This window comes from Salmonella enterica subsp. enterica serovar Typhimurium str. LT2 (assembly GCF_000006945.2).
Taxonomy (GTDB): domain Bacteria; phylum Pseudomonadota; class Gammaproteobacteria; order Enterobacterales; family Enterobacteriaceae; genus Salmonella; species Salmonella enterica.
Genome location: NC_003197.2, coordinates 2,511,779 through 2,537,770, shown reverse-complemented (window position 1 = coordinate 2,537,770; position 25,992 = coordinate 2,511,779). Strand labels below are relative to the sequence as shown.

General features: G+C 50.9%; 20 protein-coding genes, 6 tRNA genes and 25 other annotated features. Of the genes, 13 read left to right on the top strand and 13 right to left on the bottom strand.

Annotation, left to right across the window (positions count from 1 at the left end):
* Positions 1–75 precede the first annotated feature (75 nt).
* Positions 76–1,002: a putative LysR family transcriptional regulator gene (gene yfeR / locus STM2424; RefSeq protein NP_461359.1), complete on the top strand. Its 927-nt coding sequence runs from the start codon at positions 76–78 to the stop codon at positions 1,000–1,002.
* Between the two features lie 61 nt (positions 1,003–1,063).
* Here yfeR and yfeN read toward each other — a convergent pair.
* Positions 1,064–1,839 (bottom strand): putative outer membrane protein gene (gene yfeN / locus STM2423; protein ID NP_461358.1). Within the gene, positions 1,064–1,825 belong to an annotated coding region; the region does not span the whole gene.
* Positions 1,834–1,839 (bottom strand) — a ribosome-binding site (putative RBS for yfeN; RegulonDB:STMS1H002545). Its footprint overlaps the gene before it by 6 nt.
* 185 nt (positions 1,840–2,024) lie before the next feature.
* Positions 2,025–2,033: a -35 signal (putative -35_signal for xapA; RegulonDB:STMLTH004544), on the top strand.
* Between yfeN and xapA the strand changes: the two genes are divergently transcribed.
* From xapA to xapR, 3 genes are all read left to right on the top strand, one after another.
* Positions 2,025–2,914, top strand: a protein-coding gene (gene xapA, locus STM2422) for a purine nucleoside phosphorylase (protein NP_448816.1). Within the gene, positions 2,081–2,914 belong to an annotated coding region; the region does not span the whole gene. (Overlaps the previous feature by 9 nt.)
* Positions 2,041–2,049 (top strand) — a -10 signal (putative -10_signal for xapA; RegulonDB:STMLTH004544). Its footprint overlaps the gene before it by 9 nt.
* Positions 2,071–2,076: a ribosome-binding site (putative RBS for xapA; RegulonDB:STMS1H002544), on the top strand.
* Before the next feature lie 42 nt (positions 2,915–2,956).
* Positions 2,957–2,962, top strand: a ribosome-binding site (putative RBS for xapB; RegulonDB:STMS1H002543).
* Positions 2,957–4,225, top strand: a protein-coding gene (xapB, locus tag STM2421; protein NP_461356.1) for an MFS superfamily xanthosine permease. Within the gene, positions 2,969–4,225 belong to an annotated coding region; the region does not span the whole gene. (Overlaps the previous feature by 6 nt.)
* Positions 4,226–4,414: 189 nt before the next feature.
* Positions 4,415–4,423, top strand: a -35 signal (putative -35_signal for xapR; RegulonDB:STMLTH004543).
* Positions 4,415–5,378, top strand: a protein-coding gene (gene xapR / locus STM2420) for a regulator for XapA (protein NP_461355.1). Within the gene, positions 4,494–5,378 belong to an annotated coding region; the region does not span the whole gene. (Overlaps the previous feature by 9 nt.)
* Positions 4,434–4,442, top strand: a -10 signal (putative -10_signal for xapR; RegulonDB:STMLTH004543). Its footprint overlaps the gene before it by 9 nt.
* Positions 4,478–4,483: a ribosome-binding site (putative RBS for xapR; RegulonDB:STMS1H002542), on the top strand.
* Before the next feature lie 168 nt (positions 5,379–5,546).
* On the opposite strand, the gene lysV is transcribed toward xapR, so the two are convergent.
* The 4 genes from lysV to valU all read right to left on the bottom strand — a co-directional run bounded on the left by lysV (position 5,547) and on the right by valU (position 5,937).
* Positions 5,547–5,619: transfer RNA gene (lysV, locus tag STM2419), tRNA-Lys, on the bottom strand.
* 7 nt (positions 5,620–5,626) lie between these two features.
* Positions 5,627–5,699 (bottom strand) — tRNA-Val (gene valY, locus STM2418).
* A 44-nt stretch (positions 5,700–5,743) separates the two neighbouring features.
* Positions 5,744–5,816, bottom strand: a tRNA-Val gene (gene valX / locus STM2417).
* Positions 5,817–5,864: 48 nt separating this feature from the next.
* Positions 5,865–5,937: transfer RNA gene (gene valU / locus STM2416), tRNA-Val, on the bottom strand.
* Between the two features lie 245 nt (positions 5,938–6,182).
* Positions 6,183–6,188, top strand: a ribosome-binding site (putative RBS for gltX; RegulonDB:STMS1H002539).
* Between valU and gltX the strand changes: the two genes are divergently transcribed.
* Positions 6,183–7,609, top strand: a protein-coding gene (gltX, locus tag STM2415; protein NP_461354.1) for a glutamate tRNA synthetase, catalytic subunit. Within the gene, positions 6,194–7,609 belong to an annotated coding region; the region does not span the whole gene. Its footprint overlaps the feature before it by 6 nt.
* A gap of 53 nt (positions 7,610–7,662) precedes the next feature.
* Here gltX and yfeD read toward each other — a convergent pair.
* Both yfeD and yfeC read right to left on the bottom strand, forming a co-directional pair.
* Entirely contained in the window at positions 7,663–8,055 is a 393-nt protein-coding gene (gene yfeD / locus STM2414) for a putative negative regulator (protein NP_461353.1), read from the bottom strand.
* 1 nt (position 8,056) lies between these two features.
* The gene (gene yfeC / locus STM2413; protein NP_461352.1) for a putative negative regulator occupies positions 8,057–8,431 on the bottom strand. Within the gene, positions 8,057–8,419 belong to an annotated coding region; the region does not span the whole gene.
* Positions 8,426–8,431, bottom strand: a ribosome-binding site (putative RBS for yfeC; RegulonDB:STMS1H002538). It overlaps the preceding gene by 6 nt.
* Positions 8,432–8,642: 211 nt before the next feature.
* Between yfeC and alaW the strand changes: the two genes are divergently transcribed.
* The 3 genes from alaW (at position 8,643) to yfeA (ending at position 11,214) form a co-directional block, all read left to right on the top strand.
* Positions 8,643–8,715, top strand: a tRNA-Ala gene (gene alaW, locus STM2412).
* A 45-nt stretch (positions 8,716–8,760) separates the two neighbouring features.
* Positions 8,761–8,833 (top strand) — tRNA-Ala (gene alaX / locus STM2411).
* Positions 8,834–9,024: 191 nt separating this feature from the next.
* Entirely contained in the window at positions 9,025–11,214 is a 2,190-nt protein-coding gene (gene yfeA, locus STM2410; RefSeq protein NP_461351.1) for a putative diguanylate cyclase/phosphodiesterase domain 1 containing protein, read from the top strand.
* 52 nt (positions 11,215–11,266) lie between these two features.
* Here the strand turns inward: yfeA and nupC are convergent.
* Positions 11,267–12,581, bottom strand: a protein-coding gene (gene nupC, locus STM2409) for an NUP family nucleoside transport protein (RefSeq protein NP_461350.1). Within the gene, positions 11,267–12,469 belong to an annotated coding region; the region does not span the whole gene.
* Positions 12,475–12,480: a ribosome-binding site (putative RBS for nupC; RegulonDB:STMS1H002537), on the bottom strand. Its footprint overlaps the gene before it by 6 nt.
* Positions 12,537–12,549 (bottom strand) — a protein binding site (putative binding site for CRP, RegulonDB: STMS1H000097).
* Positions 12,549–12,557, bottom strand: a -10 signal (putative -10_signal for nupC; RegulonDB:STMLTH004542). It overlaps the preceding feature by 1 nt.
* Positions 12,573–12,581: a -35 signal (putative -35_signal for nupC; RegulonDB:STMLTH004542), on the bottom strand.
* Positions 12,582–12,602 (bottom strand) — a protein binding site (putative binding site for CRP, RegulonDB: STMS1H000045).
* A 199-nt stretch (positions 12,603–12,801) separates the two neighbouring features.
* Positions 12,802–12,807: a ribosome-binding site (putative RBS for mntH; RegulonDB:STMS1H002536), on the top strand.
* Here nupC and mntH point away from each other — a divergent pair.
* The gene (gene mntH, locus STM2408; RefSeq protein ID NP_461349.1) for a manganese/divalent cation transport protein occupies positions 12,802–14,053 on the top strand. Within the gene, positions 12,812–14,053 belong to an annotated coding region; the region does not span the whole gene. (Overlaps the previous feature by 6 nt.)
* 60 nt (positions 14,054–14,113) lie before the next feature.
* Here the strand turns inward: mntH and ypeC are convergent.
* Positions 14,114–14,453, bottom strand: a protein-coding gene (gene ypeC, locus STM2407) for a putative periplasmic protein (protein NP_461348.1). Within the gene, positions 14,114–14,440 belong to an annotated coding region; the region does not span the whole gene.
* Positions 14,448–14,453: a ribosome-binding site (putative RBS for ypeC; RegulonDB:STMS1H002535), on the bottom strand. (Overlaps the previous gene by 6 nt.)
* A 100-nt stretch (positions 14,454–14,553) precedes the next feature.
* Positions 14,554–15,566 (bottom strand): putative oxidoreductase gene (locus tag STM2406; RefSeq protein ID NP_461347.1). Within the gene, positions 14,554–15,552 belong to an annotated coding region; the region does not span the whole gene.
* Positions 15,561–15,566, bottom strand: a ribosome-binding site (putative RBS for STM2406; RegulonDB:STMS1H002534). It overlaps the preceding gene by 6 nt.
* A 158-nt stretch (positions 15,567–15,724) precedes the next feature.
* Positions 15,725–15,730 (top strand) — a ribosome-binding site (putative RBS for STM2405; RegulonDB:STMS1H002533).
* Between STM2406 and STM2405 the strand changes: the two genes are divergently transcribed.
* The gene (locus STM2405) for a putative thiamine pyrophosphate enzymes (protein ID NP_461346.1) occupies positions 15,725–17,384 on the top strand. Within the gene, positions 15,732–17,384 belong to an annotated coding region; the region does not span the whole gene. (Overlaps the previous feature by 6 nt.)
* Positions 17,385–17,403: 19 nt before the next feature.
* Here the strand turns inward: STM2405 and STM2404 are convergent.
* The gene (locus tag STM2404) for a putative chloride channel permease (RefSeq protein ID NP_461345.1) occupies positions 17,404–18,651 on the bottom strand. Within the gene, positions 17,404–18,639 belong to an annotated coding region; the region does not span the whole gene.
* Positions 18,646–18,651: a ribosome-binding site (putative RBS for STM2404; RegulonDB:STMS1H002532), on the bottom strand. (Overlaps the previous gene by 6 nt.)
* A 175-nt stretch (positions 18,652–18,826) precedes the next feature.
* Positions 18,827–18,832: a ribosome-binding site (putative RBS for glk; RegulonDB:STMS1H002531), on the top strand.
* Between STM2404 and glk the strand changes: the two genes are divergently transcribed.
* Positions 18,827–19,808 (top strand): glucokinase gene (gene glk, locus STM2403; protein ID NP_461344.1). Within the gene, positions 18,843–19,808 belong to an annotated coding region; the region does not span the whole gene. Its footprint overlaps the feature before it by 6 nt.
* Before the next feature lie 711 nt (positions 19,809–20,519).
* Positions 20,520–20,525, top strand: a ribosome-binding site (putative RBS for yfdZ; RegulonDB:STMS1H002530).
* Positions 20,520–21,767 (top strand): putative aminotransferase gene (gene yfdZ, locus STM2402; protein NP_461343.1). Within the gene, positions 20,529–21,767 belong to an annotated coding region; the region does not span the whole gene. (Overlaps the previous feature by 6 nt.)
* 523 nt (positions 21,768–22,290) lie before the next feature.
* On the opposite strand, the gene ddg is transcribed toward yfdZ, so the two are convergent.
* Positions 22,291–23,221, bottom strand: a protein-coding gene (gene ddg / locus STM2401) for a cold shock-induced palmitoleoyl transferase (protein ID NP_461342.1). Within the gene, positions 22,291–23,211 belong to an annotated coding region; the region does not span the whole gene.
* Positions 23,216–23,221, bottom strand: a ribosome-binding site (putative RBS for ddg; RegulonDB:STMS1H002529). Its footprint overlaps the gene before it by 6 nt.
* Positions 23,222–23,717: 496 nt before the next feature.
* Positions 23,718–23,723 (top strand) — a ribosome-binding site (putative RBS for STM2400; RegulonDB:STMS1H002528).
* On the opposite strand from ddg, the gene STM2400 reads away from it, so the two are divergent.
* Positions 23,718–23,975, top strand: a protein-coding gene (locus tag STM2400) for a putative inner membrane protein (protein NP_461341.1). Within the gene, positions 23,733–23,975 belong to an annotated coding region; the region does not span the whole gene. (Overlaps the previous feature by 6 nt.)
* Positions 23,976–24,250: 275 nt before the next feature.
* Here STM2400 and pgtP read toward each other — a convergent pair.
* The gene (pgtP, locus tag STM2399) for a transporter protein (protein ID NP_461340.1) occupies positions 24,251–25,649 on the bottom strand. Within the gene, positions 24,251–25,642 belong to an annotated coding region; the region does not span the whole gene.
* Positions 25,644–25,649, bottom strand: a ribosome-binding site (putative RBS for pgtP; RegulonDB:STMS1H002527). (Overlaps the previous gene by 6 nt.)
* Positions 25,650–25,992: the final 343 nt, after the last annotated feature.

The window sequence follows — 25,992 nt, the reverse complement described above, 5'->3', positions numbered from 1 at the left end:
GTCGGTGCAGCTATTTTGCGTTTTTCGCTTTGAGAAATAAAATTGATTTATTGCATCTATATATGAATCTAGTCGATGAACTATTCACTGCGTCAACTGCGTATTTTTATTACCGTCGCCCAGGCCAAAAGTTTCAGTCGGGCAGGGGACAGGATTGGACTGAGCCAGTCTGCGGTCAGTCATAGCGTAAAAGAGCTGGAGCGGCAAACCGGCGTCAGACTGTTGGATCGCACTACGCGTGAGGTGGTGCTGACCGAGGCGGGGCAACAACTGGCGACGCGTCTGGAGCGGGTGCTTGATGAACTGAACAGCATACTGCGCGATGCAGGCAGAGTAGGGACACAATTAACCGGCACCGTGCGCGTTGCCGCGAGCCAAACCATTTCTGCGCATCTTATTCCGCAATGCATTGCCCAAAGTAATTCACTTTATCCCGCTATTGATTTTGTATTGCACGATCGTCCGCAGCAGTGGGTGCTGGAGAGCATCCGCCAGGGTGAAGTGGATTTTGGCATCGTTATCGATCCCGGCGCAGCGGTGGATTTACAGTGTGAAGCCATCTTATCAGAGCCTTTTTTACTGTTGTGTCGCCAGGATCATCCGCTGGCGCATCAGGAATGGGTGAGCTGGCAGGATCTTAAACAGGCCTCGCTGGTCTTACAGGATTATGCTTCCGGCAGTCGACCGCTGATTGATGCGGCGCTGGCCCATTTTGCTATTGAGGCGGATATCGTGCAGGAGATTGGTCACCCGGCCACGCTGTTTCCAATGGTGGAAGCGGGAATCGGCATCAGCGTGCTGCCCGCGCTGGCGTTACCGCTCCCGCAGGGCAGCCACTTACAGGTTAAACGGCTGACGCCCGTAGTTGAAAGGCAGCTCATGCTGGCGCGGCGAAAAAACCGATCGCTCTCCACGGCGGCGCAGGCGTTGTGGGACGTGGTGCGTACCCAGGCCAGCGAATTAACCGCCGCGAGGGCGAAAGATCCGCTGTATCAGCTATAAATATCTATCTGTCCGTGTGTGAGGTGCGGTCTTGCCCTGCCATTTTTGACAGGGCTGTGTGTTAAAACAGGTATTTGATGGAGTAAATAATGCCATCCTGCAGGAAGGATTCTCCTAACTTATTATCAGCGTAACGATATTGTACTCCTGCGGTCAGGTGAGGAGTCGCATTCCACCACAGCGCTACTGCGCCATTAATGCCATCTTTCCCGCCATTGCCCGCAGCGTAGGACGCATCGCGGTCAAACTCATACTCATTCCAGTTCGTTACGCTGAATTTCTCACTACCCAACGAGAAGCTATAGCCGGCCACCCAACCTAATACATAACCATTATCGCCTGTGTAGTAGGTCTGATCGGTATAACGTTTGGCAAAGAAGGGTTTAAACCAGTAACCGTTACCTGTGAAGTTATAGCCTAAACCATAGAGAAACATGTCATCATGGAAATTAGCGCGATGAGGTGAACCGTACGTCCCGTAGGCATGGAGATAGAGGTTTAATCCTGTATCGCCCAGATAAATACGGTTGGTATTTTTAAAGGTGTAACGCTGTTCGCTGCCTGGTTTAGCGTGGCGGCCATTGTAAAAATTTTCCCAGTCGAAGAACCCGTACATTTCTCCCCAGCTAAAATTCGCTCCGCCTTCCAGTTCCAGGTACCCAAAATCATCTTTATGGGATTTTTTACTGGTTTTTTCCGTGGTGTCTGATGTCCAGTCGAGGTAATGGAGGCCGATATCGGCGAACCCGCCTTTAAATTCCGCATGGGTGAGTGCGGGAATAATGAGTAAAGAAGAAAGCGTCAGAGTAAGAATTTTTTTCATAGCATATTTCCCTATGCCGATAATTATTAATGGGTTAATTAAAAAGAGGCAATTTATAAATATGAAAGCGGCATATTGTTAATATGAATTGCAAGCAAAAACCAATACTGTTTTCCCTCTGTATTAATACAGAAGCGATCTAAATTTATCGATATTAAATGGCTATTGATGACACGTGAAAAGTGTATTGGTCAGCAAGGGGCGATGGTCGTTATAAAAAGGAGTCAAATTAAATCCGATAGAACAAGGAAACTTATGCCTCACGCTCTTTTTTCTCATAATCCTGAGTATTGTGTTGATATTGTTCATGCACATAAACCGGCATTTACCCCGCGAGTTGCGTTTATTTTAGGCTCCGGGTTGGGTGCTCTGGCGGACCAAATCGAAGATGCGGTAGCCATTTCTTACGAGAAATTGCCGGGATTTCCCGTCAGCACCGTACACGGCCATGCTGGTGAACTGGTGCTCGACCATCTGGCGGGGGTTCCGGTGGCCTGTATGAAAGGCCGTGGACATTTTTATGAAGGGCGTGGAATGGCGGTGATGACCGATGCCATTCGCACGTTGAAATTACTGGGCTGTGAAGTGTTGTTCTGCACCAATGCGGCAGGATCTCTGCGTCCGGAAGTGGGGCCGGGTAGCCTGGTTGCGCTTAGCGATCACATTAATACGATGCCCGGTACGCCGATGGTGGGGCCAAACGATGATCGTTATGGCGATCGCTTCTTCTCGCTGGCTAATGCTTATGACGCAGATTATCGCGCCATGCTTCAGTCCGTTGCGGCAGAGGAGGGATTCACCCTCACTGAAGGCGTATTTGTTTCTTATCCGGGTCCGAACTTCGAAACGGCGGCAGAAATCCGCATGATGCAGATTATTGGCGGCGATGTGGTCGGAATGTCCGTTGTCCCTGAGGTGATTAGCGCACGTCATTGTGGCCTCAAAGTTGTTGCCGTCTCAGCGATCACCAATCTGGCGGAAGGGCTGGGCGATGTAAAACTCTCCCATGCGCAAACGCTGGCGGCGGCTGAACTTTCCCGGCAGAACTTTATAAATCTGATTTGCGGCTTTTTACGTAAGCTGGCCTAAACACAATGACTACGGCCCCGTATTGGGGCTTTATCTCACGGCAAGGAATAAAAAATGGGTATTACGTCCCGCTTAAAAGTCATGTCGTTCTTGCAATATTTTATCTGGGGGAGCTGGCTGGTTACCCTGGGCTCTTACATGATCAACACTCTGGATTTTACCGGCGCGAATGTCGGTATGGTCTACAGCTCAAAAGGACTGGCAGCGATTATCATGCCGGGTATTATGGGGATCATTGCTGATAAATGGCTGCGCGCTGAGCGAGCCTACATGCTTTGCCATCTGGTTTGCGCGGGGGCGTTATTGTACGCCACCACCGTTACCGATCCCCAGACGATGTTCTGGGTGATGTTGGTGAATGCGATGGCGTATATGCCAACAATTGCATTATCCAATAGCGTTTCGTACTCCTGTCTGGCGAAAGCAGGTCAGGATCCGGTAACGTCATTTCCGCCTGTGCGCGTTTTCGGCACAATAGGTTTTATTGTTGCGATGTGGACGGTGAGCCTGATGGGGCTGGAACTGAGCAGTGCGCAATTATACATCGCTTCTGGCGCATCGTTATTGCTGGCCCTGTATGCGCTGACGTTACCGAAAATTCCGGTAGCCGAGAAGAAGGCGAACACCACGCTTGCCAGTAAGCTCGGACTGGATGCTTTTGTTCTGTTTAAAAATCCACGCATGGCAATCTTCTTTTTGTTTGCGATGATGTTGGGGGCGGTGCTGCAAATTACCAATGTCTTCGGTAATCCGTTCCTGCATGATTTTGCCCGTAATCCTGAGTTTGCCGACAGCTTTGTGGTGAAGTATCCCTCTATCTTGCTTTCAGTTTCGCAGATGGCGGAAGTGGGCTTTATCCTCACCATTCCGTTCTTCCTTAAACGCTTTGGTATTAAAACGGTAATGCTGATGAGTATGCTGGCGTGGACGCTGCGTTTCGGCTTCTTTGCCTTTGGCGATCCATCCCCGTTTGGCTTTGTGCTACTGCTGCTGTCGATGATTGTTTATGGCTGCGCATTTGATTTCTTCAACATCTCAGGGTCAGTATTTGTAGAGCAGGAGGTGGACTCAAGTATTCGCGCCAGCGCGCAGGGGCTATTTATGACCATGGTTAACGGCGTGGGGGCGTGGATTGGGTCTCTTTTAAGCGGTATGGCCGTGGATTATTTTTCTATTGATGGCGTAAAAGATTGGCAAACTATCTGGCTGGTCTTTGCCGCCTACGCTCTGGCATTGGCCGTTATTTTTGCATTGTTCTTTAAATATCAGCACCATCCAGAAAAACTGTCGACCAAATCATTAGCACATTAATTTTATTTGACTGGCGAGAGGATGTTCGCCAGTCCATTTTTATGAACAAGGACACAGCATGAAAGAAATTATTCTCTCCTCCGGTATTGGATTTGGTATTGGCGCATTTTTTACTTTATGCCGTATACCTATTCCCGCACCAAATGTTTTACCCGGGGTATTATCTATTGTATTTATGTATATTGGGTATCTTGTCGTTAAATCTATTTTTTACTAGGTAATATGGTAAATTCCAGACGTTATCCCTTATTCCTGGAGTGCGATAGTGATGGAACGAGCCCATCGTATTGATCTAAAGCTATTACGTTATTTCCTCGCTGTTGCAGAAGAATTGCATTTTGGCCGGGCTGCTGCCCGGTTAAATATGTCACAACCTCCCTTGAGTATCCATATCAAAGAACTTGAACAGCAACTGGGTACATTGCTGTTTATTCGTCATTCCCGCAGCGTTGCATTAACCCATGCCGGGAAAGTTTTAATGGAGGAGTCACGTCGCTTGTTAGCCAGTGCAAATCAGGCGCTGGCGCGAGTGGAGCAGATTGGTCGCGGTGAAGCGGGGCGCATTGAACTGGGTGTGGTTGGTACGGCGCTGTGGGGAAGAATGCGTCCTGCGATGCGTCACTTTTTGAAAGCAAATCCCAATGTTGAAGTACTTTTTCGCGAAAAGTCTCCCGGTATGCAAATGGCGTTGTTAGAGCGTCGGGAACTTGATGCAGGGATCTGGCGTATGGCTATCGAACCAGCAGTCGGTTTTACCAGCATACGTTTGCATGAATCTGCATTCATGGTTGCAGTTCCGGAAGATCACGATCTGGCATCCAGAGATTCTGTGCCGTTGGCGGCGTTGCGCAATGAATATTTTGTTACGTTGCCTTCCGTACATTCTGATTGGGGATTTTTACAACGTGTATGCCAACAGGCAGGCTTTTCGCCAATGATTATTCGGGAAGTGGTTGAGCCGCAAACGGTGTTGGCGATGATCAGTATGGGGATCGGGATTACGTTGATGGCTGATGGCTATGCGCAAATGAGCTGGCCGGGTGTGGTGTTCCGTCCGTTAGAGGAACGTATTCCGGCGGATTTGTATATTGTGTATGACCAGCAGCAGGCAACGCCAGCACTGGAGAAACTGGTGGCGGCGTTGACGGTATAATGTCTGTGCCGGATGGCGACTAACGTCTTATCCGGCCTACGTGTGCGGTGTCGTCTGTAGGCCTGATAAGCGCAGCGCATCAGGCAAGACCCGAACCTGCGACAGGTTCGAATCTTCCATATCGCAGATAGCAAAAAAGCGCCTTTAGGGCGCTTTTTTACATTGGTGGGTCGTGCAGGATTCGAACCTGCGACCAATTGATTAAAAGTCAACTGCTCTACCAACTGAGCTAACGACCCGAAGTGGTGGGTGATGACGGGATCGAACCGCCGACCCCCTCCTTGTAAGGGAGGTGCTCTCCCAGCTGAGCTAATCACCCACTTCGGTACTTCACAATAAGAAATTTAGCTGGCGAGAAAGTGGTGGGTGATGACGGGATCGAACCGCCGACCCCCTCCTTGTAAGGGAGGTGCTCTCCCAGCTGAGCTAATCACCCACTTCTCAATTTCTTATCTACACGGCGGAGACTACATAAAGTAGTTGGTGGGTGATGACGGGATCGAACCGCCGACCCCCTCCTTGTAAGGGAGGTGCTCTCCCAGCTGAGCTAATCACCCCCGCTGTGTGGAGTCGCATTATAGGGAGAGTTGAAAATGAGTCAACGCATTTTCTAAAGTTTTTGTTTGTTCGTCGTAAAATTAAACAAAACGATCGTGAATTACCCCGCACTGCATGATTTCTATACGGAAATAGCAAAGCGCAGCGTTCTGACCGGATCAACATTGAGGAATCAAGCCACAGTGATAGAATACAAGGCTATTCATCTTTCCAGGATTTGCCGGTTGTCGGCATCTTTATAAACGTAAGGCCATTTCATGAAAATCAAAACTCGCTTCGCGCCTAGCCCGACAGGTTATCTGCACGTCGGCGGCGCGCGTACTGCTCTTTATTCCTGGCTTTTCGCACGTCACCACGGCGGTGAGTTCGTGCTGCGTATTGAAGACACCGATCTTGAGCGTTCCACGCCGGAAGCCATTGAAGCCATCATGGATGGTATGAACTGGCTGAACCTGGAATGGGACGAAGGCCCATATTTCCAGACCAAACGTTTTGATCGCTATAACGCGGTGATTGACGAGATGCTGGAGGCGGGAACAGCCTATAAATGCTACTGCTCTAAAGAGCGTCTGGAGCAACTGCGTGAAGATCAGATGGCGAAAGGCGAGAAGCCGCGTTATGACGGGCGTTGCCGTCACAGTCACGAACATCATGCCGACGATGAGCCATGCGTGGTGCGCTTTGCCAACCCGCAGGACGGTTCCGTTATTTTTGATGATCAGATCCGTGGCCCGATCGAATTCAGCAATCAGGAGCTGGACGATCTGATCATTCGTCGTACCGACGGTTCCCCAACCTACAACTTCTGTGTGGTGGTGGACGACTGGGATATGGAAATTACCCATGTGATTCGTGGCGAAGACCATATCAACAATACTCCGCGCCAGATTAACATTCTGAAAGCGTTAAACGCGCCGGTGCCGATGTACGCGCATGTGTCGATGATTAACGGCGACGACGGTAAAAAGCTGTCTAAACGTCACGGTGCGGTGAGCGTGATGCAGTATCGCGATGACGGTTATCTGCCGGAAGCGTTGCTGAACTATCTGGTGCGTCTGGGCTGGTCCAGCGGCGATCAGGAAATCTTCACTCGCGAAGAGATGATCAAGCTGTTCTCCCTCGGTGCGGTGAGCAAGTCTGCGAGCGCGTTCAACACCGATAAACTGCTGTGGCTGAACCACCACTATATCAATACGCTGGCGCCGGAATATGTGGCGACGCATTTGCAGTGGCATATCGAGCAGGAAAATATCGACACCCGTAACGGCCCGCAGCTTGCTGAACTGGTGAAGTTGCTGGGCGAGCGCTGCAAAACTCTGAAAGAGATGGCGCAGAGCTGCCGCTACTTCTATGAAGACTTCAGCGAGTTTGACGCCGATGCGGCGAAAAAACACCTCCGCCCGGTGGCGCGTCAGCCGCTGGAAGTGGTGCGCGACAAGCTGTCGGCGATTACGGACTGGTCAGCAGAAAACGTCCACCACGCGATTCAGGCCACGGCGGATGAGCTGGAAGTGGGGATGGGTAAAGTGGGGATGCCGCTGCGTGTGGCTGTGACCGGTGCCGGGCAGTCGCCTGCGCTGGATGTCACCGTACATGCGATTGGTAAAACCCGCAGCATTGAGCGCATCAACAAAGCGCTGGGCTTTATCGCCGAGCGTGAAAGTCAGCAGTAACGCCAGCTGAAACAGAATAAACGGCAGGGCAGACGCCTGCCGTTTATTATTTGTTAGTCCGCCTCATTGATACCTAAACGCGTCAGAAATCCGCGAATACCTTCCCGCGATAAAAACAGCGCCAGTTTTTCCTGTTCCTGAGCAGACATATTTTCAACGGCATCAATAATTTGTCGATAAGCATGACTGTGCGCCGCGTTCGCATATTCTGCGAAAGCCTCTTCCGCCTGATAAAACGCAGGCAGTTTGCGAAAAGCCGGAATATTGAGAATAAACTCCCGCACGCTGGCATCAATATGGATGAGTCTTGCGCGTCCGCCTTTGACGCCGGGAAATTTTTCGGTTTTCCAGTGTTGTTCTCTGATCCAGCGATTGACGGTTTGTCTGGCCACGCCGAGGCATTCAGCCAGCTCTTCAGTGGTCATTTTACTGCGTAATCTTTTCATATTATTTGCTATCGCGTATCCCTAAGCGTTGTAACAAACCGGTAATCCCTTCACGCACGAGGAGAGAGGTAAACTGTTTCTGCTCGGATGAGGTCATCTCTTTGGCGAGCGTCATGAGCAGCGCTTCAAGCGATGCGTTGCTGGCAGGCGTGAATGTGTCTGCGTGATGGTCAACTGAACGTTCAGCGCTGCGGATATATTCACGAACCTGTTCGTTTACATGAACCAGACGGGCTTTACCGCCCTGGACGCCAGGTTTGGGCGATGTTGCCCAGCCTTCTTTCCGTACCCATTTATTGATGGTTTGTCGGCTGTAACCGGTGAGATTAGCGAGTTCTTCTGGCGTCATCCGTTCCTTGAACATAACGATTCCCTGAATAGTCGTGGGGTTAATTAGTGGTTCATTTTATAGCACCATTTTAGTCGAAACCGTGACGTGTTTAACTACTGAATGCGAGTTGTGCCGCAATGTCCTTTATTTGAATGCTTTTTCAGCGATTGAATTCGGCAAGTTCATTTTGCCGTTGACACATGCCGAGGGAATTCATATGATGCCGCCCGTCAACTCGACAAGCTTTACGTAGTGGGGCTATAGCTCAGCTGGGAGAGCGCTTGCATGGCATGCAAGAGGTCAGCGGTTCGATCCCGCTTAGCTCCACCAAATTTACTCCCGATAAATTTGGCGTATACGTAAAAGCACTATGGGGCTATAGCTCAGCTGGGAGAGCGCTTGCATGGCATGCAAGAGGTCAGCGGTTCGATCCCGCTTAGCTCCACCAACATTCAAACCCTCGCTGAAAAGCGGGGGTTTTTGCTTTTTGTCACAAAATTTATGGCCTCTGATCTGCTCTTCAGGTGCGTTTGTTTGCCGCTGCTTTTGCGGTCAATATGAGCTTTTGTTAGATTGCTTCATAATGCGAATATACTTATTATTCATGCGCCTTATATAATGATGTGAGCATTAAAGCAATGCCGGATAAGTGTAACGTATTAAAAAATATAAAAATATTCTTACTGGCCTTCTGCCTGACCGTTCCGGCTATTCTGCTATCTCGTCTCATTTCTCCCCGCGCCACAATTGATTCCAGCTATATCTTTCTGGCCTGGCTACCGCTCTGCGTCATGTTTTCCGTGCTGTTTTTATTTGGCCGCCGTGGCGTCGCGCCGATGGTAGGCGGAATGATGTTGACTAATGAATGGAATTTTCATTTACCTCTGCCACAGGCGATGGTGCTGCTATTTTGCCAAACGTTTCCCGTGCTGCTGGTTTGCGCTATCGTACGCTGGCAGCTGGGCGCGCGCTGGCGCTACGGAATACCCAACCAAGGCATCTGGCTACGCGTTTTCTGGTTAGGGTTAATGACGCCGTTTGGTATAAAAATCAGTATGCATCTGGCGGGGCACTACCTGGCTTTCCCGGTGACCATCTCTACCTTCTTTGGCACCGGCACCGCTATTTTCTCGATTGTCGATTTATTGAGTCTGATTTCTGCCGCGCTTATTTTTACCCTCTTTTTCTATTATCCGCTGCGGATGATAGTCAGCCCGCACTATATGCGTATTTTCTGGCGGAGGGATGTCGCTCCTTATCTCGCCAAAGAAAAACGCCTGTTTACGCTTCTCTGGTTTGCCACTCTGGCGACGCTATTAGCGGTGCTGTGTACGCCTTTCGAGACAAAGTATATTGCTGGCTATCTGGTGCCAGTTCTGTTCATTGGATTTACCATCGGCGTGGGGAAAATCAGCTATCCGCTGTTGAATTTTAGTTGGGCTCTCACTGCGCTATTCCTGCTTAGCTATAACCGCAATTTTCTGCAGGGCGTGGGTTCAGAATATTCGCTGGCATTTATCCTTTCAGTTCTCATTTCTTTTAGTATTTGTTTGTTGTACATGGCGCGGATTAATCAGCGTAGCGAATGGTTGAATCGACAATGGCACTCGCAGGCATTGACCGATCCGTTGACGCAACTGCCTAACCTGCGTGCGCTGGAGCAGTTTCTTTTACAGGATGCCGGGCAAAGCGTGTGTTATTTACGCATGGAAAACCTGGAATTTCTGAGCCGTCATTACGGTATGCAGATGCGCGTGCATTGCGAACGCGAGGTGTTTCGCATGTTGCAGCCGCTGCTGCTGGAAAAGGAGAAAATTTTCCATCTGCCGGGCAGTGAATTATTGCTGGTGCTGACAGGACCGGAGACGGAAGCCCGCCTGCAATATATGCTCAACGTGCTTAATAACCGCAAAATTTACTGGAACAATACCGGTCTGGACATGGAATACGGCGCATCGTGGGGAACATTCGATGGTCGCCAGGAAACCTTGCAACCGCTGTTGGGGCAATTAAGCTGGCTGGCGGAGCAATCCTGTTCGCACCGTCGGGTGCTTGCACTGACCCAGAGTATTGAAGCCGCTTCCGGGCAGACGACGGAACGGGTGCTGCGGTTGCAGAAAATCCGTCAGGCGCTGGAGCGCGGCGCGCTGGTTTTGTATGCGCAACCCATTCGCGACGCGCAGGGAAAAGGGTATGACGAGATTCTGACGCGGCTTCGGTGCGACGACGGTATCATGATGCCGAATCAGTTCATTCCGCTTATCGCCCAGTTTAACCTGAGCATACGGTTTGATATGCAGGTGATGGAAGCGCTCCTGCAATGGCTGTCCGCGCATCCTTCAGCGGAACAGGGGGCACGTTTTTCGGTTAATTTGATGCCGTTGACGCTGCTGCAAAAAGAGACGGCGTCGCGCATTATGCAGCTTTTTAAACGCTATGGCGTCCCGCCTGCTTCGGTCATCATCGAAATTACTGAAGAACAGGCCTTCTCTCATTCCGAAATCAGTATGCACAATATCAATCAACTGCGTAAGTTCGGCCTAAAAATCGCCATTGATGATTTCGGCACCGGTTATGCAAACTATGAACGGCTAAAACGCCTCAAGGCGGACATCATTAAAATCGACGGTTGTTTTGTAAAAGATATTCTGACGGACTCCCTGGATGCGATGATTGTGAAATCCATCACTGATTTAGCGAAAGCGAAATCGTTGAGCGTCGTGGCTGAGTTTGTTGAAACGCCTGCGCAGCGCGATCTGCTATTGCAGCTTGGCGTACACAGTTTGCAGGGATATCTGATTGGCCGCCCGCGCCCGTTAGGCAAATAAGCGGCATAAAAAAACCGGGGATAGCTCCCCGGTTTCTGCATTAAACCCAGACTTACAGTACCAGCGCCGCGATAGAGGCGGACAGTACGCTCACCAGCGTAGAACCGTAAACCAGTTTCAGACCAAAACGGGAAACCACGTTGCCTTGCTCTTCGTTCAGGCCTTTAATCGCGCCCGCAATAATACCGATGGAAGAGAAGTTCGCGAAGGACACCAGGAAGACGGAGATAATGCCTTCAGCGCGTGGAGAGAGGGTAGAGGCGATTTTCTGCAGATCCATCATCGCCACGAATTCGTTGGAAACCAGTTTGGTCGCCATGATACTTCCTACCTGCAGCGCTTCACTGGACGGTACGCCCATTACCCATGCGACCGGGTAGAAGATGTAACCCAGAATGCCCTGGAAGGAGATGCTGTAGCCGAACCAACCGGTAACCGTTGCGAACAGCGCGTTCAGCGCCGCGATCAGCGCGATGAAGCCGATCAGCATCGCCGCGACGATAATCGCCACTTTAAAACCTGCCAGAATGTACTCGCCCAGCATTTCGAAGAAACTTTGGCCTTCATGCAGGTTCGACATCTGAATATTTTCTTCGCTGGCATCAACGACATAGGGGTTGATCAGCGACAGAACGATAAAGGTGCTGAACATGTTCAGAACCAGCGCTGCGACCACATATTTAGGGTCCAGCATGGTCATATACGCGCCCACGATAGACATGGAAACGGTAGACATTGCGGTCGCCGCCATGGTGTACATGCGGTTACGGGACATTTTGCCGAGGATATCTTTATAAGCGATAAAGTTCTCAGACTGGCCGAGGATCAGCGAGCTGACGGCGTTAAAAGACTCCAGTTTGCCCATACCGTTTACTTTGGACAACAGAAAACCAATAGCGCGGATGACCACTGGCAGAACGCGGATATGCTGAAGAATACCGATCAACGCGGAAATAAAGACGATCGGGCACAATACTTTCAGGAAGAAGAACGCCAAACCTTGATCGTTCATACTGCCAAAGACGAAGTTTGTCCCTTCGTTGGCAAATCCGAGCAGTTTTTCAAACATCTCGGAGAAACCTTTTACGAAGCCAAGGCCAACATCCGAGTTCAGGAAGAACCAGGCCAGTAATACTTCGATAACAAGTAACTGAATGACGTAACGAATGCGAATTTTTTTACGGTCGCTGCTAACCAGCAGTGCGAGTACCGCAACAACGGCAAGCGCCAGGACAAAATGAAGGACGCGGTCCATATTTGCTCCAAATATGAGGCAGGTTTAATTTTCGTGCACATTCTATGCAACAGCCGTAAAGAAAACGAGATCCAACACACACTATAATAAGGACCTGTGACGAGATTCAAAATTAGTGATCTGTAATACACTTTTACTGTACTGAATATGAAAATGAAAAGTTATATCAGTGTGCTAATCTTGTAATGTTAAGCCAAACTGTTCTGATACAGGTCGTCATCGTATCGGTCTATCGTTTCACACTATCAAAGTAATCACCCGTACCCATTGAAATGCACTTGATAATCATTATCAATAAACATAGCATGAAACATAGCAAAGGCTATGTTTTTGAGGCAAAAGATGACTGACAATCGCGTAGAGAATAGCAGCGGACGGGCGGCGCGCAAGCTAAGGCTCGCATTAATGGGACCTGCGTTCATTGCCGCGATTGGTTATATCGATCCTGGTAACTTCGCGACCAATATTCAGGCCGGCGCCAGCTTTGGCTATCAGCTACTCTGGGTGGTGGTCTGGGCGAACCTGATGGCGATGCTGATTCAAATCCTCTCGGCAAAACTCGGGATCGCCACCGGCAAGAACCTGGCGGAGCAAATTCGCGACCATTATCCGCGTCCGGTAGTCTGGTTTTACTGGGTACAGGCGGAAATCATCGCGATGGCCACCGATTTAGCTGAATTTATCGGCGCGGCAATAGGTTTTAAGCTGATCCTGGGCGTCTCTTTATTACAGGGCGCGGTATTGACCGGTATCGCGACGTTTCTGATTTTAATGTTACAGCGCCGCGGTCAAAAACCGCTTGAAAAAGTCATCGGCGGTTTACTGCTTTTTGTCGCCGCCGCTTACATTGTGGAGCTGTTTTTCTCTCAGCCTGATATGGCGCAGCTCGGCAAAGGAATGGTTATCCCGGCGCTACCGAACCCGGAAGCCGTATTCTTAGCCGCCGGCGTGCTTGGCGCGACGATTATGCCGCACGTGATTTATCTGCACTCGTCATTAACGCAGCATCTGCACGGCGGAACACGGCAACAACGGTACTCAGCAACGAAATGGGATGTCGCTATTGCTATGACGATTGCCGGTTTTGTCAATCTGGCAATGATGGCGACCGCCGCGGCGGCGTTTCATTTTAGCGGCCACACCGGCATCGCCGACCTCGATCAGGCATACCTGACGCTGGAACCGTTACTAAGCCATGCGGCGGCAACGGTGTTTGGTCTTAGTCTGGTAGCTGCAGGGCTTTCCTCCACTGTGGTAGGGACTCTGGCGGGGCAGGTGGTGATGCAAGGGTTTGTCCGTTTTCACATTCCGCTGTGGGTACGGCGCACCATTACCATGCTGCCCTCATTTATTGTGATTTTGATGGGGCTGGACCCTACCCGAATTCTGGTGATGAGCCAGGTGCTGCTGAGTTTTGGTATTGCGCTGGCGCTGGTGCCGCTCCTGATTTTCACCAGTAACGCTACGCTAATGGGCGAGCTGGTGAACACGCGGCGGGTAAAACAGGTTGGCTGGATAATTGTCGTGCTGGTCGTCGCCCTGAATATCTGGTTGCTGGTTGGAACGGTGATGGGGTTGTCATAAAGACAGAAAGATAGCAGGCCCGATGCGTGGGCGTCATCGGGCTGTTATTCAGCAGGAGGCTTAGTGATGATGTTTGTGACCCCGGCCTCGCCCGCGATGATCGTCGCGATCGCGCCAGCCTTCCCGATAACCGCGTTCATACGCTTTACGCTTATCCCAGCCGCGATGATAGCCGTTGTCATGGCGCCACCAGCGATTTTTACGCCATTCATAATGGTTGTGCCAGTAATCCCGGTCGCGCCAGCGACCACCGTCCCAGTAGTTACCGTAATCATCGCGATCGCCAATCTGTAATTTTATTGAGGGCAACAGGGTGATTTCGCCCGCATTCGCGGCAAGCGGTGTAAAAGCCAGCAAGGCTGCCGCCAGAATCAGTGACCTGAACATACTTTCTCTCCTTCACGATCGAGCCGTCGCCGGCCTGTTAATGCAATATTACAAAGCAGTAAAGATTTGTTTCATCGCCTTAACTCTTAAATCATGAAGGAGAGCATTTTTTGCTAAAACCGGCCCTCCAGAATAGCGTCAATTTCTGCACATTCCGCCGCTGAAAAACGGCGATTGGCCAGCATTCCCACGGCGTCTTCGATTTGCGACGGTTTGCTGGCGCCAATCAGTACCGAGGTAACGTTATCGTTACGCAGCACCCAGGCGAGCGCCATCTGAGACAATTTTTGACCCCGTCGCGCAGCCAGTTCATTCAACCGGCGAACTTTTTCCAGTTTGTCGGCGGTAATCTGTTCTGGTTTAAGGAAACGGCTTCCGCTCGCCGCGCGGGAATCTTCCGGAATACCATTCAAATAACGGTCAGTGAGCTGCCCGCCCGCCAGCGGCGAGAAGGCAATACTACCGACGCCTTTTTCCTGCAACAGCGCCAGCAGCCCGTCCTCTACCCAACGCTCAAAAAGCGAATATTTAGGCTGATGAATCAGGCAAGGCGTGCCGAGATCCTCCAGAATATCGATAGCTTGTCTGGCCAGATCGGCAGGATAGTTAGAGATCCCCACGTACAACGCTTTGCCATGGCGCACAAGGTGATCTAACGCTTTCATCGTCTCTTTAAGCGGCGTTTCGGGATCGGGACGATGGTGATAAAAGATATCGACATACTCCAGCCCCATACGTTTCAGGCTTTGATCGAGGCTGGCGATAAGGTATTTCCGTGACCCCCAGTCGCCATAAGGGCCATCCCACATGGTGTAGCCCGCTTTGGTGGAGATGATCAATTCATCACGCCACGGTAAAAAATCTTCCTGCAGAATGCGGCCAAAATTGCATTCTGCGGAGCCCGGCGGCGGCCCATAATTATTGGCGAGATCAAAGTGGGTAATGCCCAGATCGAACGCGCGTTGCAGCAGCGCCCGGCTATTTTCTACCCGTGTCGTATCGCCGAAGTTGTGCCATAACCCCAGCGAAATAGCGGGAAGTTTGACGCCGCTGCGTCCGCAGCGACGATACTCCATTGTGTGATAACGATTCTCATCGGGCTGATAAATCATGACCTTTCCCCCTGTGGCGTGAATAAATAGTGTATACGGTTACACTCGCCAGGCGGTATCCGGCTTTTACTGTTTGCCGCTGTAAACATTGTTTTCCAGGCTTTCATCCCCACCGTGCTGGACAGCCATCGGCATTCCTTAATACTCAACATAATATCAACGTCAGAAGGAAAGCTGTCATGCAAAACCCCTATACCGTGGCCGACTATTTGCTGGACAGACTGGCAGGATGCGGCATTGGCCATCTTTTTGGCGTACCGGGCGATTATAACTTGCAGTTTCTTGACCATGTGATTGACCACCCGACCCTGCGTTGGGTGGGATGCGCCAATGAGCTGAACGCCGCTTATGCCGCGGACGGCTATGCGCGCATGTCGGGCGCTGGAGCGCTACTCACCACCTTTGGCGTGGGAGAACTTAGCGCTATTAACGGTATCGCGGGCAGTTACGCGGAATATGTCCCGGTCTTGCATATCGTCGGCGCGCCCTGTAGCGCTGCGCAGCAGCGTGGCGAATTGATGCACCATACCCTCGGTGACGGCGATTTTCGTCATTTTTATCGCATGAGTCAGGCGATATCCGCTGCCAGCGCAATATTAGATGAACAGAACGCCTGTTTCGAGATTGACCGCGTGTTGGGTGAAATGCTTGCCGCACGCAGGCCAGGATACATCATGTTGCCCGCCGATGTGGCGAAAAAAACGGCCATCCCACCTACGCAGGCGCTGGCGTTGCCCGTGCATGAAGCGCAAAGCGGCGTGGAGACGGCCTTTCGTTATCACGCCCGTCAGTGCCTGATGAACAGTCGGCGCATTGCGCTATTGGCCGACTTTCTTGCCGGGCGTTTTGGTTTACGACCACTGTTGCAGCGCTGGATGGCGGAAACGCCCATCGCTCATGCGACACTACTGATGGGGAAGGGGCTTTTTGATGAACAGCACCCGAACTTCGTTGGCACCTATAGCGCTGGCGCCAGCAGCAAAGAAGTGCGTCAGGCCATAGAGGACGCCGATAGGGTTATCTGCGTCGGCACCCGTTTTGTCGATACCCTTACGGCCGGATTTACCCAACAATTACCGGCGGAACGCACGCTGGAGATTCAGCCTTACGCGTCGCGCATCGGCGAAACCTGGTTCAACCTCCCGATGGCGCAGGCGGTGTCTACGCTGCGCGAACTGTGCCTGGAATGCGCTTTTGCGCCGCCGCCGACGCGTTCCGCCGGACAGCCAGTGCGGATTGATAAAGGAGAACTGACCCAGGAAAGCTTCTGGCAAACCTTACAGCAGTATCTCAAACCCGGAGATATTATCCTTGTCGACCAGGGGACAGCAGCTTTTGGCGCTGCCGCGCTGTCGCTTCCTGACGGCGCGGAAGTTGTGTTACAGCCGCTGTGGGGGTCTATCGGCTATTCCTTGCCCGCCGCGTTTGGCGCGCAAACCGCCTGTCCCGATCGGCGGGTGATTCTGATTATCGGCGATGGCGCGGCGCAGCTCACGATTCAGGAGATGGGCTCGATGTTACGCGACGGGCAGGCGCCGGTCATCCTGCTGCTCAACAATGACGGCTATACCGTAGAGCGCGCCATTCACGGCGCGGCCCAGCGGTATAACGACATCGCGAGCTGGAACTGGACGCAGATACCACCGGCGCTAAACGCGGCGCAACAGGCGGAGTGCTGGCGGGTGACGCAGGCTATCCAACTGGCAGAGGTCCTCGAACGGTTGGCGCGCCCACAACGTCTGTCATTTATTGAAGTGATGTTGCCAAAAGCCGATCTGCCGGAATTACTGCGTACCGTGACCCGGGCGCTGGAAGCCCGCAACGGGGGATAATGGCCCCCGCTGCGCCGGATTAGGGTTCGTGACGGTTGGCGGCCAGCAACGGTTTTCCCGCCAGCAATAGCCAGGCGGGGAGCATCACAATGCAGAGCAGCGGCAGCAGATTGGTATCCGGTACGACGACTGCCGCCATAAACAGACTGAGCCAGCCGTCGCGCGTCACTACCAGCACTAAGCCAAGAATCGCGCAGGAGACGGTAATCGCCGCGGGTACGGCCTCAACATGGGCATGGAGCATGAGCCCCAGCGCCGCGCCGATAAACACAGCCGGAAAAATGCGCCCGCCGCGAAAGCCGCTCGCCGCCGCGATGACCAGCGCGGCGAGTTTGACGACGGCTAAGGTAAAATAATCTCCCGCGCCCAGCGTCTGGCTAAACGCCATTTGTTGCATTTCGTCCAGGCCTTTAAACAGGGTAAGCGGCCCGCCAATGACGCCCAGAATACCCAGTATAAAACCGCCAATGCCGAGAATCAGGACCGGATTTTTCAGGCGGTGCAGCAACTCATGCAGACGCGGAAGGCACCAGACGGCGACCATCCCGGCGGCAATGGCGATCGCCGCGACGATCGCTCCGCTGGCAATGTCCACCAGCCGCATCTGCGTGTAATGGGCGATGGGTAACGAAAAATGCGGATGAAAGAACAGACTGGTGGTGAGTGACCCCGCCGCTGCCGCCATTAACGGCGCAAACAGGCGATCCCACATGGGAATATCGTTAGAGCCGCTAAGTGTTTGCGAAAAAATCAGCGCTGCGGCGACGGGCGTGCCGAACAGCGCGCCGATGGTGCCCGCTGAGGCCAGAATCGTCCAGTCTAACGCCGTGATACGCGGAAACAGGCGGGAGCCGAAAGCCGCCGCCAGCGCGATATTTATTGTCATTATCGGATGCTCTGGCCCCAAACTTACCCCACCAGCAAGGCCGATGATTAAGGCGAGAAGCAGCCCGGGTAGCGCAGATGGCGAGACCGGCATACTGATTAACGGTTCGATGGCCGGATCGGGGCCAGCGTGTCCGGGACTGTAACGGATAATCAAACCCACCACGATCCCGGTTAGCGTGAGCATACCCACTATCCAGAACGGCGAATCATAAGCGATGCCGATGCTGGTGGGCAGTCGTTGCCAAAGAAATTGCTGAAAAACCGACGCGACTTTCATCGCAGCGATTAAAACCAGGCTTGACGCTACGCCAATAATCAGCGCGGGGAGCGACAGCAGCAGCATCGTTCGGGCACGCGGGTGGAACATAATCTCTTCCTTACACGGGGTCGTATACCTATTTTGCACAGCCTGCCCGACGGCATTGCTGCAATTGGTGCTGAAACAAGAAAGTAATTCTGTGATGAAGATCTATATTTATAGGCAGTCAGCCTGATGGCCGTTGTTGTTATGCCCCCATGAATTTACAGTGTGACAAAGACTTATTTTGACTTTAGCGGAGCAGTAGAAGAATGACAAAGTATGCTTTAGTAGGAGATGTAGGCGGCACGAATGCGCGTCTTGCCCTGTGTGATATCGCCAGTGGAGAAATCTCGCAGGCCAAAACGTATTCCGGCCTGGATTATCCCAGTCTTGAGGCCGTGGTGCGCGTTTATCTCGATGAGCATAGCGTCAGCGTGGAAGATGGTTGTATCGCCATAGCCTGCCCGATTACCGGTGACTGGGTAGCGATGACTAACCATACCTGGGCTTTTTCTATTGCGGAAATGAAAAAAAATCTCGGCTTTAGCCATCTGGAAATCATCAACGATTTCACCGCCGTGTCGATGGCGATCCCGATGCTGAAAAAAGAGCATTTAATTCAGTTCGGCGGCGGCGAACCGGTAGACGGCAAACCTATTGCGGTGTATGGCGCGGGAACCGGCTTGGGCGTGGCGCATCTGGTGCATGTGGATAAGCGTTGGATTAGCCTTCCGGGCGAAGGCGGGCATGTCGATTTTGCGCCTAATAGCGAAGAAGAAGCTATGATTCTGGAAATATTGCGCGCCGAAATTGGCCACGTTTCCGCCGAGCGCGTGCTGTCTGGCCCGGGGCTGGTGAATCTTTACCGGGCGATTGTTAAGTCCGACAACCGTCTGCCGGAAAATCTGCGCCCGAAAGATATTACCGAACGCGCCCTGGCGGATAGCTGTATCGATTGTCGCCGCGCGTTGTCGCTCTTTTGCGTCATCATGGGGCGATTTGGCGGCGATCTGGCGTTAACCATGGGGACATTTGGCGGCGTTTATATCGCTGGCGGTATTGTCCCGCGCTTCCTGGAATTTTTTAAAGCGTCCGGCTTCCGTGGTGGCTTTGAAGATAAAGGCCGCTTTAAAGATTATGTACACGGTATTCCGGTCTATCTGATTGTCCATGATAATCCTGGCTTGTTAGGTTCCGGCGCGCATCTGCGCCAGACATTAGGTCATATTCTATAAGCCAGATGGTGGCATAAACGCCTTATCCGGCCTACAAAAGTGTGTCATCTGTAGGCCTGATAAGCGCAGCGTTATCAGGCAATTAAACATTCTCTTGTCAGTCTCAAACCGCGTGCCTCACGCGGTTTTTTTCATTGCCTTTCCTGTGCATGAATGCTTCAACTGTCTGAATTATTTCACTTTACTCTTGCTGAGCGAAAGGTCAAACACCAGCGCGTTGAGTCATCACGTCATGGCGGTTAGTCAGGCGAAAACAGGGATTTATTTTACTATACGTATCCGGTTCGCTGCCTTATTTACGGTTTCATCGCGGCAGCTTGCCGGAAAGGATCCTCATTTTCGGGGAAATATCCCTGAAAAACACCGCAATATGACATGATCGAATACCATTATCGTTAGTAAGGCTTTTGATTAAAGAGGAAAAACCACAAAATCAAAAGGGGATTATTTGAGATAAGGTTTATTGACAGGAAATTATCGTCGGCTGCGTCACGTTACGTAAATTCAATGATATCAATTTGTTAATAATATGATTTGTTTGATGCTATAACTGACACGCTTAAAAAGTAAGTTTTTACGCTTGTTCCTCTTTTTTGTCGCTAAAAATATTTTCATTAGCCTCTCGACAGGAAGAAAATTTTCAGGCTATTTTCTAAAGGAGCCACCATCGTGGCAGCGTCGCTCGGACGGTCCGGGCGCTAACGTTAATCTGAGGATATTATGGCTGACTTCCGCCCTGAACGTCGCTTTACGCGTATCGATCGCCTTCCGCCCTATGTTTTTAACATCACCGCTGAACTCAAAATGGCTGCGCGTCGGCGCGGTGAAGATATTATTGATTTCAGTATGGGTAATCCTGATGGCGCAACCCCTCCCCACATTGTTGAAAAACTTTGCACCGTCGCGCAGCGTCCGGATACGCACGGTTATTCCACGTCTCGCGGCATACCGCGTTTACGCCGCGCGATTTCTCACTGGTATCAGGAACGTTATGATGTCGATATCGATCCGGAAACCGAAGCGATTGTGACCATCGGTTCCAAAGAGGGACTGGCGCATTTAATGCTGGCGACGCTGGATCATGGCGATACGGTTCTGGTGCCGAACCCCAGTTACCCGATTCATATCTATGGCGCCGTTATCGCCGGGGCGCAGGTGCGTTCGGTTCCATTGGTCGAGGGGGTGGATTTCTTCAACGAGCTGGAGCGCGCTATTCGCGAAAGTTATCCGAAACCGAAAATGATGATTTTGGGTTTTCCATCTAACCCTACGGCCCAGTGCGTCGAACTGGAATTTTTTGAAAAAGTGGTCGCTCTGGCTAAACGTTATGATGTGCTGGTAGTGCACGATCTGGCGTATGCCGATATCGTGTACGACGGCTGGAAAGCGCCATCCATTATGCAGGTGCCCGGCGCACGCGACGTGGCGGTCGAATTTTTCACATTGTCGAAAAGCTATAATATGGCGGGCTGGCGTATTGGGTTTATGGTGGGCAATAAAACCCTGGTCAGCGCGCTGGCGCGCATTAAAAGTTATCACGATTATGGCACCTTTACCCCGCTTCAGGTGGCGGCTATCGCCGCTCTGGAAGGCGATCAGCAGTGCGTGCGCGATATCGCCGAGCAGTATAAACGTCGTCGCGATGTGCTGGTGAAGGGGCTGCATGAGGCGGGCTGGATGGTTGAAATGCCGAAAGCCTCAATGTACGTCTGGGCGAAAATCCCGGAGCAATATGCGGCGATGGGATCGCTTGAGTTTGCCAAGAAGCTGCTGAATGAGGCGAAGGTTTGCGTTTCTCCAGGGATAGGCTTTGGTGATTATGGCGACACCCATGTACGCTTTGCATTAATAGAGAATCGCGACCGCATTCGCCAGGCCGTCAGAGGGATTAAAGCGATGTTCCGCGCCGATGGCGTGCTGCCGTCACATCCAAAACCCGTTGAAGCGAGCACGGAGTAGAAAAGCAAACAGGAGCCCCATGGCTCCTGTTTTTCTTTGCATTGTACTTTTAAATCATCAGGGCGAAAGTACCGGCCCAAACGATGACCATAAATGAAATGCCCATAAAGAAATATTTCACGTTTCATCTCTCCGCGTACCTGTCGTACGCCTAAATGAACTTACACTTACCTGATTATAGAGAGTTGATGCCGGATAATACGAAATTGAGAATTATTCGTGTTTCGACCGCCTGCATCACCTCAGAATTCTGCGCGTCATCGCTCCAGACGGCGCTAATGTACGCCTAAAAATGAGGTGAAACAAGAGGCATTTTCTTATTTACTTTTAGTAACTTACAAGTGTCGGGAATCGGCGACAGTTTAATTTCTGACAGTGATGAATCGCTATTGAGCGACGCCGCCGACACAGTAAAAAATCGCCTGTAAACAGGAGACTTATCGCTAAAAGCAGGAATGAGTAATTTACGATATGAATATTATGACAATGCGAAATGCCAAAATAAAAGGCCTTGCGGCCTTTTTCAGATGTAGAGTGACGCTTCCCCCAACGGGCGAGTCTTGAAACGGCGATGGATCCAGAGATATTGCTCCGGGGCGCGCATGATCTCTTTCTCAATAATTTTATTCATATAGGCAGCGGCTTGATTTTCATCTGCCGGGTAACCTTCCATTTCAGGGGTAATATACAGACGATAACCCGAGTTATCGGATTTCCTTACCATTGTAACGGTCAACATGGCGGCGCCAGACAGCCTGGACAGTACATAGGTGCCGTTGGTGGTGGCGACGTTTTCAACCGCGAAAAATGGCGCAAAGGAGCTGCCTTTAGGGCCGTAGTCCTGGTCGGGAGCAAACCAAACGGCTTCCCCTTTTTTTAGCGCGCCCACAATGCCGCGCAGATTGTTTCTGCCGATCATCGCTTTATTTGAGCGCATACGACCGCGCGTCTGCACCCACTCCATGAGCGGATTGTTATGCGGACGATAGGTCGCCATCATCGGCTGGCAGAGACCCATTACCCGGCCTCCCAATTCCAGCGACATAAAATGCACGCCAACGACCATTACGCCGCGATTTTGCGCCTGCGCACGGGTAAGGTTGTCCAGCCCGTCCACATCAAACCATTTGCGAACCCGGCTATCAGGCCAGAACCAGGCCATGCCCGTTTCAAGCAGCGCCATGCCAAGAGAGTGGAAATTCTCGGCGATCAGTTTTTCCCTTTCTTCCCGGGAGAGGGTCGGAAAACAGAGTTCAATATTTTTCTGGGCGATTGACTCACGTCGCTTCAGGAAGGGGCGCGCCAGTTTACCGGTGCGGGTGCCCAGAAAACGCAAAACCGGGTAGGGAAGCTGCACCAGTAACCAGAGGATGCCAACGCCAAACCACGTCAGCCAGTAGCGCGGGTGCAAAAACGCGCGTGAAAATTTGCTTTGAGGAAACATAAAATACCTTCTGTAGATACGAAAATAATGTATCGCAGAAGAGTCATTATCCGCAGCGGTACACTCTGAAATACGCATCATCCTTCAAGTTGCGTTCGCTTATCCGAAGCACTTACTTGAGTAAGCTCATCAGGGTAACTTGAATGATTTACGTATAGTTAGGCCATCATGTACGACAATGGTTCCCGTAAGGAGTGTAAAACTAAGTCAGTACTAAACCACGAGGGCATGAACGCCAGGCAGGCTAATGTACCACCAGTTATTTACTCGCGCCCAGAAATTCTTTATCAAGAAGCGTAAATATTTCTCCCGTAGCAAAAATAAGCTAATCATTATTTTTAATGCATTGTTTTTACAGTGATAATTTTATTTCAGACGAAGGTCATTGAAAAATGATTAAAAAAATAAAATGTGAGATAAATGTTATGGAAATGACGGGCTGATAAGGTTTATCTTAAAGGAGAAGTGAGAGGGACCGTAAGGCTATATGGAAGCCTTGCCATAGACAGGAGGTATTATAGATGATCTATTTATGGACATTTCTTGCAATAAGTATACTTGCCGTGAGTGGCTATATCGGTCAGGTGATGGGGGCTTTTTCTGCGGTTTCTTCTTTTACGGGAATGGTTATCCTTGCCGCGCTGATTTATTTACTCAATGTATGGTTGCAGGATGGCGATGACATCGTTAGCGGATTATTGCTTTTTCTCGCACCGGCATGTGGGTTAATTATTCGCTTTATGGTGGGATACGGTAAGCGTTAGTCAGTACATACCCTTCATACTTCAAGTTGCTGATGTGTTGGCTACGGATTACTCGGCCCATCGATGGGCCTCGCTCTGACGGGCCGTCGCACGTGACGTTCAAATCTGCTCCCGGCAGATTTGTCGCTCACCCCAGTCACATCGTTATCTATGCTCCTGGGGACTCACTCCCTTGCCGCCTTTAAGCAACTCGAATTATTTTGGGTATATACGATGCCAGTGAATAGATAGCGCCGACAATGTCGGCGCTTCTGTTCCCCAGGAAGGCTAATCGTTTATTGCGCGTCCGCAAGCTGCAGTGAGTCCTGATTATGTAACGCATTCTGGCGCTGGCGTTCCAGTTCCAGCGCGCCGCGATGGGAGAGGTAACAGAATAGAATGCAGCACACGATGCCGCCCATCAGAAGATAAAATCCGCCGTACCAGCCAAGTTTATCCACCATTACACCAAACAGGCTGGTGCCCAACGAGGCGCCGAAAATATAGCTCATGAACCCACGTAAACCGACGGCGGAACCTACGGCAAAGCTGGGGACTATTTCCATTGTCTGTACGGACGCGAGGAACTGCGGGACGTAAATCAGACAACCTACAATGGCGGCGAAAATCGTTACCATCAGCAAAGATTCACTTTTCCAGTATCCGATCAGACAGACAAAAATCAGCGCCATGCAAATCATGGCTAACGGCATTCTGCGGCCCTTAAACAGTTTATCTGACAGCCAGCCTGCCAGTAGCGTGGAGGGAATCGCCGCCCACTCGAAAAAGAGAAACGCGACGCTCATCTGTTCTTTTGAAAAGTGTTTTACTGTCAACAGATAGATAGGCAACCAGCTAATCATGCCAAACCGCACCATATAGACGAAGACATCCACCAGCGAAATATACCAGGCATTTTTATTGCGCAGCACATAAGTACAGAAGATTTGCCATGCGCTCATATTTTCCGGCGCTTTTGCCGTATTCTTCGTTTTCAGTACGACTTTTTCTTCCGGCATCATCTGTTCCAGGGAGGGAAGACCTTCTTTGCGCGGCGAACCTTTTCCCAAGACCAGAACAATTAAGGCAAAAATGACGGCGACGCAGGCCGGAACGATATAACTGGCGCTTTGCCAGTGTTCGCTGCCCAATATCGCAAAAGCCGCACCGACGATAGGCGCGACGATCCCGCCGCCAACGTTATGCGAGATATTCCAGAAGGCGCCTACGCGTCCGCGCTCCCGACGAGGGAACCAGTTTGCAATAGTAATAAACGAGGGGCCGACGCCCATGCCCTGAAAAAGGCCATTGAAGACCACCAGAGCGGCAAATATCCAGAATGCGCTACTGAATCCCAGCCCAACGTTAACAATCGCGCAGAGTACCAGACCGCACGCCATGAAGACTTTTGGGCTGGCTTTATCCGCCAGACTGCTCATTACGCCTTTACTGATTCCGTAAGCAATAAGCATACAGCTACTCAGCAGGCCGATTTGCGTAGCGCTGAGATCCAATTGCTCTTTTAAATAAGGCGTCGATAATGTGAAGTTGTTTCTGACTATATAGTAAGCGAGATATCCCAGAAATACACTTAACAATGCCTGTATACGATATCGACCATATGTGGCCTGGACTTTTTCCGGTGGGACTTTATGCGCCGATTGCCCTGTTTTTAATATTGTTAACATGGAGTCACCTGTATTTTATAGTGAGATGAACATCAGGAGGTTTTGTCGGTAGAGTGAAAGGAGTGACAATAAAATTCAAGTCGAAGAAATGTGTCAAAATTGACTCAATTGGGTGAATTTAAAGGTTATTTTTGACCCATCCTGAAGGGTGTGGTGAAACTTTAATTATTGGCATGGCCGTTTTATCGTTAGCATGTGCGGATATTAACAAATTTGCTGCCAGTGATCTGATACGCTTTATTGATGTTTTCGGGCGACGGACCCGTTATTATTCAAATAACGTTGTTCTGGATGCCAACAGAAATAAAAGGGTAAGTTTTGTCTCAATATTTTCTTTATGTGATATCGAT

Bases quoted from the DNA above. Each gene is read 5' to 3' on its own strand.
- ddg (NP_461342.1), bottom strand. From the start codon at position 23,211: ATGTTTCCTCAAAGCAAATTTTCACGCGCGTTTTTGCACCCGCGCTAC.
- gltX (NP_461354.1), top strand. From the start codon at position 6,194: ATGAAAATCAAAACTCGCTTCGCGCCTAGCCCGACAGGTTATCTGCAC.
- STM2400 (NP_461341.1), top strand. From the start codon at position 23,733: ATGATCTATTTATGGACATTTCTTGCAATAAGTATACTTGCCGTGAGT.
- nupC (NP_461350.1), bottom strand. From the start codon at position 12,469: ATGGACCGCGTCCTTCATTTTGTCCTGGCGCTTGCCGTTGTTGCGGTA.
- xapB (NP_461356.1), top strand. From the start codon at position 2,969: ATGGGTATTACGTCCCGCTTAAAAGTCATGTCGTTCTTGCAATATTTT.
- ypeC (NP_461348.1), bottom strand. From the start codon at position 14,440: ATGTTCAGGTCACTGATTCTGGCGGCAGCCTTGCTGGCTTTTACACCG.
- mntH (NP_461349.1), top strand. From the start codon at position 12,812: ATGACTGACAATCGCGTAGAGAATAGCAGCGGACGGGCGGCGCGCAAG.
- STM2406 (NP_461347.1), bottom strand. From the start codon at position 15,552: ATGATTTATCAGCCCGATGAGAATCGTTATCACACAATGGAGTATCGT.
- yfeA (NP_461351.1), top strand. From the start codon at position 9,025: ATGCCGGATAAGTGTAACGTATTAAAAAATATAAAAATATTCTTACTG.
- STM2405 (NP_461346.1), top strand. From the start codon at position 15,732: ATGCAAAACCCCTATACCGTGGCCGACTATTTGCTGGACAGACTGGCA.
- yfeR (NP_461359.1), top strand. From the start codon at position 76: ATGAACTATTCACTGCGTCAACTGCGTATTTTTATTACCGTCGCCCAG.
- xapA (NP_448816.1), top strand. From the start codon at position 2,081: ATGCCTCACGCTCTTTTTTCTCATAATCCTGAGTATTGTGTTGATATT.
- yfeD (NP_461353.1), bottom strand. From the start codon at position 8,055: ATGAAAAGATTACGCAGTAAAATGACCACTGAAGAGCTGGCTGAATGC.
- glk (NP_461344.1), top strand. From the start codon at position 18,843: ATGACAAAGTATGCTTTAGTAGGAGATGTAGGCGGCACGAATGCGCGT.
- yfdZ (NP_461343.1), top strand. From the start codon at position 20,529: ATGGCTGACTTCCGCCCTGAACGTCGCTTTACGCGTATCGATCGCCTT.
- xapR (NP_461355.1), top strand. From the start codon at position 4,494: ATGGAACGAGCCCATCGTATTGATCTAAAGCTATTACGTTATTTCCTC.
- pgtP (NP_461340.1), bottom strand. From the start codon at position 25,642: ATGTTAACAATATTAAAAACAGGGCAATCGGCGCATAAAGTCCCACCG.
- yfeN (NP_461358.1), bottom strand. From the start codon at position 1,825: ATGAAAAAAATTCTTACTCTGACGCTTTCTTCTTTACTCATTATTCCC.
- STM2404 (NP_461345.1), bottom strand. From the start codon at position 18,639: ATGTTCCACCCGCGTGCCCGAACGATGCTGCTGCTGTCGCTCCCCGCG.
- yfeC (NP_461352.1), bottom strand. From the start codon at position 8,419: ATGTTCAAGGAACGGATGACGCCAGAAGAACTCGCTAATCTCACCGGT.